We start from the raw sequence: 12,969 nt of genomic DNA, 5'->3' as shown, positions 1-12,969 counted from the left end.
TTGCGACGCCATATTCAGGTGCGCAAGGAGAGAGGACAGGACCTTGAACGCCATCACTGAGCTGAACGAACATACCGACCGCTCGCTTCTGATCGTGGAAGACGACAAGCCATTCCTGGAGCGCCTGTCGCGCGCCATGGAAACGCGCGGCTTTGCGGTGACGTCATGTGACACGGTTTCGGATGGTCTTGCACAGATCGGCAGGTCCGCGCCCGCCTTTGCCGTGGTCGATCTTCGCCTCGGCGACGGCAACGGCCTCGACGTCGTCTCCGCGCTCAAGAAGAAGCGCCCCGAAGCGCGCGCGATCGTGCTGACCGGCTATGGCAACATCGCCACCGCGGTCACCGCCGTGAAGATGGGCGCGGTCGACTATCTCTCGAAGCCTGCGGATGCCGACGACGTCGTCGCCGCGCTGCTTTCGACCAGCACGGACAAATCCGAGCTGCCGGCAAACCCGATGTCCGCCGACCGCGTGCGCTGGGAGCACATCCAGCGCATCTACGAGATGTGCAACCGCAACGTTTCGGAGACGGCGCGCAGGCTCAACATGCACCGCCGCACGCTGCAGCGGATTCTGGCAAAGCGCGCGCCGCGGTAATGGTGTCGTAGGGTGGGTTAGCCGCGCAGATGCGCAAAGCGCAGCTGCTCGGCGTAACCCACCACTTCTGTCGCCGCGGAAACCAAAGAGGTGGGTTACGCCTTCGGCTAACCCACCCTACGCATTCATTCCCAGAAATCCGCATGGCCCTGCGGATCGACCAGGCGGTTGATCCGCAAGGCCGCGGTCATGCCAAACCGCACCGTCATCTGCTTGCGCGTCGCAGCCGCGATCCTGTGCTCGGGCGCTTCACAATGCATGTGCGCACCATAGGCGTCCGCAATGATCAGGCCGGTGCCGTCAGGAAAAATCTCGCACGGCAAATCCTGCGTGAAGGCGAAGAACAGCCGATCGCAATGGGCGCGGTATTCGTGCCATTTCTGATCGGCGCGCAAATCCTCGATCGATGACTTGATCTCGACGATCCAGATTTCGCCGCGCTCGTTCAGCGCGACCAGATCGGCGCGGCGGCCCGACGGCAGCGGCAATTCGCTGATGCAGGTGAACCCCAGCGAGCGCAACAGCCGCGCCGTGCCGCGCGCGATGGCGAGCGCTGTTTCCGACTGGCGGCGGTCAGGCGGGGGAACAAGGGCGATGTTGCGGGCGGGGCTGTCCATGGGGAGAGTTTAGCCGATTCCATTCCCCCCGTCATTCCGGGGCGCGCGAAGCACGAGCCCGGAATCCATAACCACAGGCAGCGGTCGTAAGGCGAACAAGTAGCTCCGAGTCTTCGCCAAACTCTTGCTGCGGCGTATGGGTCCCTGATCTGCGCGCGCTTGGGGCGCGCTTGTCCGGGACGACACCGGTGCGGAACCTCCCCTTCCCCTCGCACTTATCACGCAGCCGCCGCTACCCTCGGCGGGACCACCGAGGCTGCCTCGCATGATCGACGATCTCTGGTACAAGAATGCCATCATCTATTGCCTCTCCGTCGGCACCTACATGGATGCCAACGGCGACGGCATTGGTGACTTCAAGGGGTTGTTGCGCCGGCTCGATTATCTGCATGGCCTCGGCATCACCACGATCTGGCTGATGCCGTTCCAGACGTCGCCCGGCCGCGACGACGGTTACGACATCGCCGACTATTACAGCGTCGATCCCCGTTACGGCACGCTCGGCGATTTCGTCGAGTTCACCCATGGCTGCAAGCAGCGCGGTATCCGCGTCATCATCGATCTCGTCGTCAACCACACCTCGGACCAGCACCACTGGTTCAAGGAAGCACGGCGCGACAAGAACTCACCTTATCGCGACTGGTACGTCTGGTCGGACAAGAAGCCGGCCAATGCCGATAAGGGCATGGTGTTCCCCGGCGTGCAGAAGTCGACATGGACGCGCGACAAGGAGGCCGGCGCCTGGTTCTTCCATCGCTTCTACGATTTCCAGCCCGATCTCAACACGTCGAACCCGCACGTGCAGGCGGAGATCCTCAAGATCATGGGCTTCTGGATCCAGCTCGGCGTGTCCGGCTTCCGCATGGACGCGGTGCCCTTCGTGATCGCGACAAAGGGCCCGAAGGTGAAGAAGCCGATCGAGCAGTACGACATGTTGCGCATGTTCCGCGAATTCCTGCAATGGCGCGAGGGCGACGCCATCATTCTGGCCGAAGCCAACGTGCTGCCGGAAACAGACATGGAATATTTCGGGCGCGACGGCGACCGCATGCACATGATGTTCAATTTTCACGTCAACCAGCACCTGTTCTACGCGCTGGCGTCCGGCGACTCGCGCCCGCTTGCAAAGGCCTTGAAGGCAACAAAGCCGCGGCCGGCCGCGGCGCAATGGGGCCTGTTCCTGCGCAATCACGACGAGCTCGATCTCGGCCGCCTGACCAGGGCACAGCGCGACACCGTGTTCGAATCGTTCGGCCCCGACAAGGACATGCAGCTCTACGACCGCGGCATTCGCCGCCGGCTTGCACCGATGCTGGGCGGCGACCGCCGACGCCTCGAGCTCGCCTACAGCCTGATGTGTACGCTGCCGGGAACACCGGTCATTCGCTATGGCGACGAGATCGCCATGGGCGACAATCTCGCGCTGCCCGAGCGCAATTGCGCGCGGACGCCGATGCAATGGTCGACCGAACCGCATGGGGGTTTCACCAAGAGCGACAAGCCAGCCACCCCCGTGATCGACGGGGGGCCTTACGGCTACGAGCACGTCAACGTCGCAAAACAGCGGCGCGATCCCAACTCGATGCTGAACTGGACCGAGCGCATCGTCCGCATGCGCAAGGAGGTGCCCGAAATCGGCTGGGGCGATTTTGCAATCATCGCGACGCGCGATCCCGCGGTCTTCATCATGCGCTACGACTGGCGCAACAACTCCGTGCTGTTCGTGCATAATCTCGACGAGAAGCCGCGGGAGACGGCATTCTCGGTGGGGCTACCCGGCGATGCCGGCGAACACCTGATCAACCTGCTCGCGGAGGACCACAGCCACGCCGACGAGCGCGGCCAGCACCGGATCGTGCTGGAGCCGTATGGCTATCGCTGGTATCGCGTCGGCGGATTGGATTATCTGCTGAAGCGGAGTGATATCGACGAGAGCAACGCTGGGAACAAACATCCGGGGTAGTGCCGCAGCGTCGTCCTGGCGAAAGCCAGGACCGATTACCCCAAGGGGTTCGCCGTCGCCCGAGCTAGTAACCACCAGCCTTCGTTCCAACTCCTCACTGGGGTAATGGGTCCTGGATCTGCGCTTCGCTTGTCCAGGACGACGGTTGGGTATGAGGCAACGCCACCACGACCCCCTCATTGCCTCGCAAATCCAGCACGCCCTCTAACTTCTCCCCCTCTCTATCCAAAAACGTCGACAGCAAGATCTCGCTGTCAAACCGTATCGCGCTGGTCGTCACCGCAACCGGCTCCGGCCCGAGATTGAGCACGACGACGAGCGCCTTGCCCTCGGCCTCGCGGCGATAGATGAGCAAATCGCCTTGCGCGGCGATTGGATGGTAGTCGCCGGCCACCAGCACCCGTGAACTCTTCCGCAACGCGATCAGCCGCTTGTAGAGGTGGAGAATCGAGCGCGTGTCGGCCTCGAGATTGACCACGTTCTCGCGGAGATGATCCTCCGGCAGCGGCAGCCACGGCTTCGATTCCGAGAAACCGGAGAAATTGGACGAATCCCATTGCATCGGCGTGCGACAGCCGTCGCGCCCCACACCGATGCCCGGCACGTTCTTCTCGAAGGGATCCCTGACATCCTCCGGCGCGATGGCGAGCTGATGCATGCCGATCTCGTCGCCATAGTAGAGCGTCGGCGTGCCGCGCAAGGTCAGAAGCAGCATGGCGGCAACGCGGGCCTGCTCCGGCCCGACGCGGCTTGCAACACGCGGGCGATCGTGATTGCCGAGCACCCAGTTCGGCCAGGCGCCGCGCGGCAGCGCCTTCTCGTAGTCGTCGATGATCTTCTCGATCGAGCGCGCGCTCCAGAAGGTCGAGAGCAACGCGAAATTGAACGGCATCTGCGCGCCGGTGAGGTCATTGCCGTAATAGGCCATCAACCGGTGCAGCGGCAGATAGACTTCACCGATCAGCACGCGGGCGGAATAGGCGTCCGTCACGCGCCGCATCTCGGCGATGACGTCGAACACCTCGGGCTGGTCGGTGGAATATTGCGTCAGGATTTTTTCGTTCGGCGGCCGTCCCTCGACGTAATGCGGGTTGGGCGGGTTGTCGCGGAATTCGGCGTCCTTGATCAGATGCCAGATCACGTCGACGCGAAAGCCGTCGACGCCCTTCTCCAGCCAGAACCGCATCGCATCGTAGATCGCAGCGCGGACCTGCGGATTGCGCCAGTTGAGGTCCGGCTGCTGGCTGAGGAAGGCGTGGTAGTAGTACTGCCCCGTGGTCTCGTCGAATTGCCAGGCGCTGCCACCGAACTCCGACAGCCAGTTGTTCGGCACGCCGCCATCCGGGGCCGGATCGCGCCAGATGTACCAATCACGCCTGGGGTTGTCCCGCGAGGCGCGGCTCTCGACGAACCAGGGATGCTGGTCGGAGGTGTGGTTCGGGACGAGGTCGAGGATCAGCTTCAGCCCATTGTCATGCACGGCCGCGAGCAACGCATCGAAATCAGCCATCGTGCCGAACAGCGGGTCGATGCCGGTATAGTCGGAGATATCGTAACCGAAATCGGCCATCGGCGATGGAAAGATCGGCGACAGCCAGATCGCATCGACGCCGAGCGATTTCAAATAAGGCAGCCGCCGCAGAATGCCGGCGAGATCGCCGACGCCGTCGTCATTGCTGTCCTGAAAGGAGCGCGGATAGATCTGATAGAAGATGCCGTCGCGCCACCAGATGTCGCCGCCCTGTGCCATCGAAAAATCCCACCCGGAAATCTGTGCTCCGCGCGGGAGAACGCGGAACGAGCGCCCCGGTTCAAACACCCACGCGAATCGGGACCTCTATGTGACGGCGGGCGCTGTTGTTCCGCGGGCCGGCCACGACTATTTTGCTTGGCGGCGCGGCAAAAATCGGCATTGTGACGCCATGACCGAGCAAAACGACACGAAGGCCAAGGCCGGCGCGATCATCGTCCCCGTGACGCTGTTCGAGCAGAACTGCACCATCATCTGGGACGAACCCGGCAAGAAAGCCGTGGTGATCGATCCGGGCGGGGACGTGCCGAAGATCCTCGACGCGATCAAACAGACCGGCGTCACCGTGGAGAAAATCTGGCTGACCCACGGGCATATCGACCATGTCGGCGGCGCAGCCGACTTGCGCGACGCGCTGAAGGTGCCGATCGAGGGCCCGCATATCGCGGACAAATTTCTGCTCGACAACGTCGTCGAAAGCGGCGCGCGCTTCGGCATGACCGGCGTGCGCAATTTCGCGCCGGACCGCTGGTTAGAGGAGGGCGACACCGTGTCGATCGGCGGATTGACATTCGACATCCTGCACTGCCCGGGTCACTCGCCGGGCAGCGTGGTGTTCTTCAACAAGGATCTGCGCTTCGCCCATGTCGGCGACGTCCTGTTCGCGGGCTCGGTCGGACGTACCGACCTGCCCGGCGGCAGCCACGCCACGCTGATCAACTCCATTCGGACAAAACTGCTGCCGCTCGGCGACGATGTCGGCTTCATCTGCGGCCATGGCGCCGGCTCGAGCATCGGGCAGGAGCGGATGACCAATCCGTTCATCACCGGCGAGATGTAGCTTTCCGGTCGAGCGCGATACGATCGCACGGCAGCGCCGCCGACCACAGTCGGGCCGGGTCTACTTCATCAAACCCGCGGCCGTCAGCGCGCGGGTGATGATCTGGCCGAGATCGAAGCCTTTGCCTTGCCCGCGCTTCGACTTCGCCGGCTCTTCCGCGACCGCAGCACGGATCGAACGGGCGAGATGCGGGGCGGGTGAGCGTGCCGGCGCCACTGCCTTCACCGGCGCAGCCGGCTTTGCCTCGGCCTTCTTGGCGTCTTGTATCCAGCCGGTAAGACCGAAGAACTTTGCGATGTGATAGGACGAGGAAATGCCGGCTTCGATCAGGAATGCGCCTTCGACGCCGTACCGCTGATCGTTATCGGCAAGGCCGAGCGGTGTGCCGTGGGCCATGCCGGTGATGGCGTAGGACTCCACCAGCGTCTCGCCATCCTTGTTCCACCAGGACTGGCGCGGATAACCGTCGACATTGATCTCGGCCATCGGCGTCAGCGGCAGATCGTGCAGGTCGAGCCACTGCTTGACGATCTCGTTGGCATTGCCGGGATTGACGGTGCGATCGGCGCTGCCATGCCACACCGAAATCTTCGGCCACGGGCCCTGATAGCTCGAGGCCCGCCGCACGAAATCGCCGAGCTCGCGCTCGGGCCGCGCAGGCGAATTGAACATGCCGTCGAGCGCCTCGCGCAAATTCGACGCGATGCCGTAAGGCAGGCCTGCGATGATCGCGCCGGCTGCGAACACTTCCGGATAGGTCGCGAGCATGACCGACGCCATGCCGCCGCCGGCCGAGAGTCCGGTGATGAAGACGCGCTTGGGATCGATGCGATGGGCCTCGGCCATATGCGCGATCATCTCGCGGATCGAACGCGCCTCGCCGCTGTCGCGCACGGTGTCTTCCGGATTGAACCAGTTGAAGCAGGTGTTGGCGTTGTTGATGCGCTGCTGCTCGGGCATCACCAATGCAAAGCCGTAGTGACGCGCGAGCGTCGACCAGCCGGCGCCGAGATCGTAAGCCGCCGCCGTCTGGCCGCAGCCATGCAGCACGACGACAAGCGCGCGCGGCTGCTGCCATTGCGCCGGCACGAACGCGAACATGCGCAGGGCGCCCGGATTGTCGCCGAAGCCGGTGACTTCCGTCAGCGGGCTGGACGTGTCAGCGCTCGCGCCGAAGCCGGGCAGGCGCAGACCGTCCATCCTCGGAAGGCGTCTCAAGAGATCGACATTTCGGGCAAGCGACACGGCTGATTCCTGGTGGGCAGCTTTCAACGTTCACCCGAGCAGATAGTTGCTGCAGTGCAAAATGAAAAGACCGTGTGCCGTCGATCATCCGCGGATCGCGCAAATTCCCGCAGAATTCCGCACGTGTTAACCGTAGTGCCTCAACTTCGTGCAGCGGCGCGACGCGTCCATGACAGGAATGCGGCGCAGATCGTGATTAACGTCACAAACAGCGCAAGCGAGACGAGAAAACCTGCGCGCGCTGAGTGCAGCGATTCGATCGCGAAGAACACCGCCTGGATGCGCAACCTCTGCTCAACGACCGGGAGCCGCAACACCGATAAGCAGCTACGCCTTGCAGATCCGCTTTGTGACGGCTTGATGCAGTGGCGCACGCGTCCTCGGGTATTTATTTTCGCGCGAATGCAACGGGATGAGCGTCATCTGTACAATGGTCGGCTTGCCGCCCTGGCCTGATTGCTGCATGTCGGTTCCGGCTGATTCGGTAGACCCGGAAGTTTCGATGTACGACTACGACATGGTGGTGATCGGCTCGGGCCCGTCGGGGCGCCGGGCCGCGGTGCAATGTGCCAAGCTCGGTAAGGCCGTGCTGGTGGTGGAGAAGGGCCGGCGGGTCGGCGGCGTCTCCGTGCACACCGGCACGATCCCCTCCAAGACACTGCGCGAGACGGTGCTGAATCTCTCCGGCTGGCGCGAGCGCGGCTTTTACGGCCGCTCCTACCGCGTGAAGCAGGACATCGCCGCGAGCGATTTGATGACACGCCTGCAGAAGACGCTCGACCACGAGGTCGAGGTCCTGGAGCATCAGTTCAGCCGCAATCTCGTCCGCACCGCCAATGGCGAGGCGCGCCTCGTCTCGCCGCACGAGGTCGAGATCACAAGCGCGATCGGCGAGACCAAGACGGTATCGGCCGCGTTCATCCTGATCGCCTGCGGCACGCGCCCGTTCCGGCCCGACTATGTGCCGTTCGACGGCGCCACCGTGCTCGACAGCGACGAGATCATCGAACTGCCAAAACTGCCGCGGAGCCTCGCCGTGATCGGCGCCGGCGTGATCGGCGTTGAATACGCGACCATCTTCAGCGCGCTCGACGTGCCCGTGACCTTGATCGAACCGCGGCCGACCTTCCTCGACTTCATCGACAAGGAATTGATCGACGAGTTCATGCACGAGCTGCGCGACCGCAACGTCGCGCTGCGGCTCGGCTCCAAGGTGACGTCGATCGAGAAGACCGCGCAGGGCGGCATCGTCACGCATCTCGCCGACGGTCGGCACGTCACCACGGAAATGCTGTTGTTCGCGGCCGGCCGCGTCGGCGCCACCGACCGGCTTAATCTGGAAGCCGCCGGCATCGAAGTCGATCATCGCGGCCGCATCAAGGTGGATCCCGTGACGCTGCAGACCAGCGTGCCGCATATCTATGCCGCGGGCGACGTGATCGGCTTTCCGAGCCTCGCCTCGACATCGATGGAGCAGGGCCGCGTCGCAGCCTGCCACGCGCTCGGCATGGAGCCCTTGGCGCCGCCGGAATTCTTTCCCTACGGCATTTATTCGGTGCCGGAGATATCGACCGCGGGCCTGACCGAGGAAGAGGTGCGCACGCGCGGCATCCCCTACGAGGTCGGCATCGCGCGCTTCCGCGAGACCTCGCGCGGCCACATCATGGGGCTGAACAGCGGCATGATGAAGATGATCTTCTCGACCAAGACCCGCCGCCTGCTCGGCGTGCATATTCTGGGCGAAGGCGCCACCGAGCTGATCCATATCGGCCAGGCCGTGCTGAATCTCAAAGGCACGATCGACTATTTCATCCAGAACACGTTCAACTATCCCACCCTGGCCGAGGCGTACAAGATCGCCGGGCTGGATGCGTGGAACAGAATGACGCGGTAGCGGCCCCCGCCGCCTCTCAGCACATGCCTGCATTCCGTAGCGCGGGACATCGGGCGATTGCGTTCGCTTGCCCCAGCACGTAGCTTCATCGCTCAACAAAACAGAAAATGACAGCCGGAGAGAACGCCATGGCGCGCCTGAAGTTTGGGGCTTTCCTTGCCCCGCATCACCCGATCGGGGAGCACCCGATGCTCCAGTTCCGGCGCGATCTCGACCTGGTCGAGCAGCTCGACGCGCTCGGCTATGACGAATTCTGGTGCGGCGAGCATCATTCGTCCGGCTGGGAGATGATCGCTTCGCCCGAGATGTTCTTGGCCGCGGCCGGTGAGCGTACCAAGCGGATCAAGCTCGGCACCGGCGTGATATCGCTGCCCTATCACCATCCCTTCAACGTGGCCCAGCGCATGGTGCAGCTCGATCACATGACGGGCGGCCGCGCCATCTTCGGCTCCGGCCCGGGCGCGCTCGCCTCCGACGCGCATACGCTCGGCATCGATCCGATGACACAGCGCGACCGCCAGGACGAGGCGATCGACGTGATCCGCCGCCTGTTCAACGGCGAACGCGTCACCGCCAGGACCGACTGGTTCACCATGAACGACGCCGCGCTGCAGATCCTGCCGCTGCAGGAGGAGATGCCGTTCGTGGTGGCGTCGCAGATCTCGCCCTCGGGCATGACGCTCGCCGGCAAATACGGCATCGGCATCATCTCGCTCGGTTCGATGACGACGCAGGGCCTGATGTCGCTGCAACAGCAATGGCAGTTCGCCGAAGATGCCGCCAGGAAGCACGGCACCACGGTAAGCCGCGCCGACTGGCGCGTGCTGCTCTCCTTCCACATCGCCGAGAGCCGCGAGCAGGCGCGGAAAGAGGCCGGCGCCGGGCTGATGCGCTGGCACAATGAATATAATGTCGGCACGCTGCAGCGGCCGGGCCTCACCGCGTTCGCCTCGCCCGACGAGGCCGTGGACAAGACAGCCTTCGTCGAAGGTGCCGCCTCCACCATCGGCACGCCCGACGATCTCGTCAAGACCATCAAGAACGTGATGGAGGTCTCTGGCGGCGTCGGCGCCATCATCGGCTTCGTGCATGACTGGGCCAATCCGGAAGCCACGCGCCGGAGCTGGGACATGGTGGCGCGCTATGTCGTGCCGGAGATCAACGGCTATATCGACGGCCTGCGCAGGTCGCAGAAATTCGTGATCGAGAACCGCGCGATCTTCGAACGTGCCGGCCAGGCCGTGATGGCCAAGATCATGCAGAACGAGAAGGCCGCTGAAGCGCTGAAGGTGACCGGCCCCGGCCGAGTCGCGATTCCCGCCGTCAATGCGCCGGATCTGCAGAAGGAGGCGGCCAAGCGGTAGGGCGACCCTTCGTCCGCGGATTGTGCTATATTGGCTGGGTGAACCGGAGCAATCGTCATGTCGATGCAGAACGTGGCCTCACCTGCGCTTGCGTACACAGCGCCCAAGCGCAACGAACTGACGCATATCCCCGGCGACGAAGGCTGGCCGGTCATCGGCAAGACCTTTCAGACGCTCGCCGATCCCAAAGGGCACGTCGAGGCGAACGGCGCCAAATACGGCCCGGTCTATCGCACCCATCTGTTCGGCGAGACCAACGTCGTGCTGCTCGGGCCCGAAGCCAACGAGCTCGTGCTGTTCGACCAGCAAAAGCTGTTCTCGTCGACGCACGGCTGGAACAAGGTTCTCGGCCCGTTGTTTCCGCGCGGATTGATGCTGCTCGATTTCGACGAGCACCGGCTGCATCGCAAGGCGCTGTCGGTCGCGTTCAAGTCCGGGCCAATGAAGTCTTACTTGAGCGATCTCGACCGCGGCATCTCTGCGCGTGTCGCCCGTTGGAAGGCGGAGCCCGGCGAGATGCAGCTTTATCCGGCGATGAAGCAGCTCACGCTCGACCTCGCCGCAGCGTCTTTCCTCGGCGCCGGCATAGGGCCCGAGGTCGACGAGATCAACCGCGCTTTCGTGGATATGGTCGCGGCCGCCGTTGCCCCGATCCGCCGTCCCCTGCCCGGCACCCAGATGGCGGCGGGCGTCAGGGGCCGCAAGCGCATCGTCGCCTATTTCCGCGAGCAGATTCCGCTCCGCCGCGGCAATCACGGCGGCGATGATCTGTTCTCGCAGCTCTGCCGCGCCACCCATGAGGACGGTGCGCTACTGTCCGACCAGGACATCATCGACCATATGAGCTTCCTGATGATGGCCGCGCACGACACGCTGACATCGTCGCTGACCTCCTTCATCGGCGAGCTCGCCGCCGACAAGGACTGGCAGGACAGACTGCGCGCGGAAGTTCTCGCGCTCGGGCTGGCTCCCGGCGCGCCGACCAGTTTCGATGATCTCGAAAAGATGCCGCTGTCGGAGATGGCGTTCAAGGAAGCGCTGCGGATCAAGCCGCCGGTCCCTTCGATGCCCCGCCGCGCGATGCGCGACTTCACCTTCAAGGGCTTTACGGTTCCGGCCGGCACCGCGGTCGGTGTCAATCCGCTCTACACGCACCACATGAAGGACATCTGGCCGGAACCGGACCGTTTCGATCCGCTGCGTTTCACCGAGGAAGCCCAGCGCAACCGGCACCGGTTCGCCTGGGTGCCGTTCGGCGGCGGCGCGCATATGTGCCTCGGCCTGCACTTCGCCTACATGCAGGCGAAATGCTTCGCGCGGCACTTCCTGCAGAACATCGAAGTGTCGCTCGCGCCCGGCTACAAGCCGGACTGGCAGATGTGGCCGATCCCGAAGCCGCGGGATGGATTGAAGGTGCGGGTGAAGGTGGTTTTAGCACAGCCCTCGTGGCTTCGTGGGGTGGGTTAGCCTTGCGACTGCGCGAAGCGCAGTTCGCCAAGTGTAACCCACCACGTCTGTCACCGCGGGCACTCAAGAGGTGGATTTACGCCTTCGGCTAATCTACCCTACGGCATCACGCCTCGCCTTCCGGTAGTCGGCGGCCTCCCATCACAATTTTGGCACCTTCGGCAACGATGACTTTGGCATGGGGAAGCTGATCGACGAATTCCGCAAGGGCTGGCAGGGCGTGGCGCCGCCATCGCTCGGCCTGAGCATTGCGTTCGCGGTGGCTTGCCTGCTGCTCTCGACCCTCGCGCGCTGGGGGCTCGCGCATGTGCGCCCCGACGTCTATTTCACGCCGTACTTTCCTGCCGTGTTCTTTGCAGCCGCCTTCGGCGGGCTTCGGGTCGGCGTCGTGACGGCGCTTGTCGGCGGCGTGCTCGGCGTCGTCGTGAATTTCGACCATCTGTCTGCCGATCGCGCACGGTTTGCCTTGCTGACCCTTTATTGGGGCGTCTGCGCGCTCACCATCTGGGGCGTCGAGCATTACCGCACGATGCTGGCGGAGCAGCGCCGGATCTCCAGGCGCCTGATTGAAGAGGAAGACTATCGCAAGGTGCTGGTCGACGAGCTCCAGCACCGGCTCAAGAACAAGCTATCGACCGTGCACGCCGTGCTGCACCAGGTGCTGCACGATCAGCCACAGGTCTGGGCCCGGATCGACCCGCGCCTGCGCTCGCTGGCCGCGACCGACGATCTGATCTCGCGGATCGACAAGGCCGGATGCGACATCCGCGATCTGCTGATTTCCGAACTCGGCCCTTACGGCCATGTCCGCTTCACGCTCAATGGCGATCGGCTGTTCCTGCCGCCGAAGCTCGCAGTGACGCTGTCTCTGATGTTTCATGAGCTCGCCACCAATGCCGGCAAATACGGCGCGTTCTCCTCACCGCGCGGATTGTTGCAGGTGTCATGGGCCGTCACCGACGATCGCCTGACCGTCACATGGGACGAAACCGAGGGACCGACTGTCGGCGACATCTCCGAGCCCGGCTTCGGCACCAAGCTCCTGAAGTCGGCGCTGTCGGCCTTCGACGGCAAGACCGAGATTTCCTATCTGAAGACCGGATTGCATTGCATCATGCAGTGCCGCATTCCCCGGAGTGAATGAGTCACCTCTCCCCGACGGGGAGAGGTGCCGATCGAGGCTCGCGCCGATTTTCATCAAAGCCATCGCGCGGTGAGGCGCGCTGCAAC

At 63.8% G+C, this 12,969-nt stretch carries 10 protein-coding genes; 7 read left to right on the top strand and 3 right to left on the bottom strand.

The genetic code is table 11. The features are described from left to right. The first annotated feature begins 43 nt into the window (after nt 1-43). On the top strand, nt 44-598 hold the full coding sequence (locus tag JQ621_RS24225) for an ActR/PrrA/RegA family redox response regulator transcription factor (protein ID WP_212237339.1): 555 nt from the start codon (nt 44-46) through the stop codon (nt 596-598). Between the two features lie 125 nt (nt 599-723). Here JQ621_RS24225 and JQ621_RS24220 read toward each other — a convergent pair whose 3' ends face one another. After that, nucleotides 724-1,215: an MmcB family DNA repair protein gene (locus JQ621_RS24220; protein WP_212237337.1), complete on the bottom strand. Its 492-nt coding sequence runs from the start codon at nt 1,213-1,215 to the stop codon at nt 724-726. A gap of 265 nt (nt 1,216-1,480) precedes the next feature. Between JQ621_RS24220 and JQ621_RS24215 the strand changes: the two genes are divergently transcribed. After that, nucleotides 1,481-3,178, top strand: coding sequence for an alpha-amylase family protein (locus JQ621_RS24215; protein WP_212237328.1), 1,698 nt, complete (start codon nt 1,481-1,483; stop codon nt 3,176-3,178). A 94-nt stretch (nt 3,179-3,272) separates the two neighbouring features. On the opposite strand, the gene JQ621_RS24210 is transcribed toward JQ621_RS24215, so the two are convergent. Further along, nucleotides 3,273-4,928: an alpha-amylase family glycosyl hydrolase gene (locus tag JQ621_RS24210; protein WP_212237326.1), complete on the bottom strand. Its 1,656-nt coding sequence runs from the start codon at nt 4,926-4,928 to the stop codon at nt 3,273-3,275. Between the two features lie 172 nt (nt 4,929-5,100). On the opposite strand from JQ621_RS24210, the gene JQ621_RS24205 reads away from it, so the two are divergent. Continuing rightward, nucleotides 5,101-5,769 (top strand): MBL fold metallo-hydrolase, encoded by a 669-nt coding sequence (locus JQ621_RS24205; RefSeq protein ID WP_212237324.1) that lies wholly within the window; start codon nt 5,101-5,103, stop codon nt 5,767-5,769. 60 nt (nt 5,770-5,829) lie between these two features. Here JQ621_RS24205 and JQ621_RS24200 read toward each other — a convergent pair whose 3' ends face one another. Further along, complete coding sequence (locus tag JQ621_RS24200) at nt 5,830-7,014, bottom strand: extracellular catalytic domain type 1 short-chain-length polyhydroxyalkanoate depolymerase (protein ID WP_212237322.1); 1,185 nt, start codon at nt 7,012-7,014, stop codon at nt 5,830-5,832. A 502-nt stretch (nt 7,015-7,516) separates the two neighbouring features. On the opposite strand from JQ621_RS24200, the gene sthA reads away from it, so the two are divergent. From sthA to JQ621_RS24180, 4 genes are all read left to right on the top strand, one after another. Continuing rightward, nucleotides 7,517-8,908 (top strand): Si-specific NAD(P)(+) transhydrogenase, encoded by a 1,392-nt coding sequence (gene sthA, locus JQ621_RS24195; RefSeq protein WP_212237320.1) that lies wholly within the window; start codon nt 7,517-7,519, stop codon nt 8,906-8,908. Between the two features lie 128 nt (nt 8,909-9,036). Then, entirely contained in the window at nt 9,037-10,272 is a 1,236-nt protein-coding gene (locus tag JQ621_RS24190) for an LLM class flavin-dependent oxidoreductase (RefSeq protein ID WP_212237318.1), read from the top strand. 57 nt (nt 10,273-10,329) lie between these two features. Further along, nucleotides 10,330-11,739 carry a cytochrome P450 gene (locus JQ621_RS24185; protein ID WP_212237303.1) on the top strand — a complete coding sequence of 470 codons (1,410 nt, stop codon included), beginning with the start codon at nt 10,330-10,332 and terminating at the stop codon, nt 11,737-11,739. Nucleotides 11,740-11,917: 178 nt separating this feature from the next. Continuing rightward, the gene (locus JQ621_RS24180; protein WP_212237294.1) at nt 11,918-12,883 is read left to right on the top strand and encodes a sensor histidine kinase; all 966 of its coding nucleotides are present in this window, start codon (nt 11,918-11,920) and stop codon (nt 12,881-12,883) included. The last annotated feature ends 86 nt before the right edge of the window (nt 12,884-12,969 follow it).

The sequence above is a fragment of the Bradyrhizobium manausense genome, from assembly GCF_018129685.1.
Classification (GTDB): Bacteria; Pseudomonadota; Alphaproteobacteria; order Rhizobiales; family Xanthobacteraceae; genus Bradyrhizobium; species Bradyrhizobium manausense_D.
This window is presented reverse-complemented; position numbering and strand designations above follow the sequence as displayed.